Source organism: Achromobacter sp. 413638 (assembly GCF_043119405.1).
GTDB lineage: Bacteria > Pseudomonadota > Gammaproteobacteria > Burkholderiales > Burkholderiaceae_B > Achromobacter.
Genome location: NZ_JBICCO010000177.1, coordinates 1 through 784, shown reverse-complemented (window position 1 = coordinate 784; position 784 = coordinate 1). Strand labels below are relative to the sequence as shown.

Here is a 784-nt window from a genome sequence, read left to right as displayed (position 1 = left end):
TTTGGGCGCTCATGATTGTAGGACCACATCCATTGCGTAGCGACGCGCTGTACGTGGTCCAGATCTTCCCAGTGATATTGGGACAGCCATTCGTAGCGCACGGTCCTGTTGAACCGTTCGACGTAGGCATTCTGTTGTGGCTTGCCCGGCTGGATATATTCGAGCTTTATGCCCCACGCCCCGGCCCAATCGACAATTGCCGCGCTCAGGTATTCGGGCCCGTTATCGCACCGAATGGCCAAGGGCTTTCCCCGCCAGCCGATGATCTGCTTGAGCGTGCGGATCACGCGCTCGGAGGGCAGCGAGAAGTCAACCTCAATGCCCAGCGCTTCGCGGTTGAAGTCGTCGATCACGTTGAACACGCGGATGCTGCGCCCATCGGCAAGCTGGTCATGCATGAAGTCCATCGACCATACCTGGTTCACGTTGGTCGGCACGGTCAGTGGCTCGGGCATCTGCCGAATCAGCCGTTTGCGCGGCTTGATCCGCAGGTTCAGTTCGAGTGCTCGATAGATCCGGTACACACGCTTATGGTTCCAGCCGAAGCCTCGAACATTGCGTAGATACAGGAAGCACAGACCAAAGCCCCAGTTGCGGTGGTTGTCGGTCAGACGCAGCAGCCAGTTGGAGATATCCTCGTTCTCAGCGTCCGTCTTGGCGACGTACCGGTAGCAAGTCTGGCTGACCCTGAACGCCTCGCAGGCCATCCGGATAGATACGCCACGATCTTGCACGGCACGTTGGGCCATCTCGCGGCGGCGAGATGGCCTCACCACTTTTTTTC

General features: G+C 58.7%; 1 protein-coding gene. It reads right to left on the bottom strand.

All coding sequences use genetic code 11. The features are described from left to right. Window positions 1-784: IS3 family transposase (locus ACEU5R_RS31945; RefSeq protein ID WP_392413926.1), on the bottom strand; the 784-nt coding region annotated here is incomplete at both ends.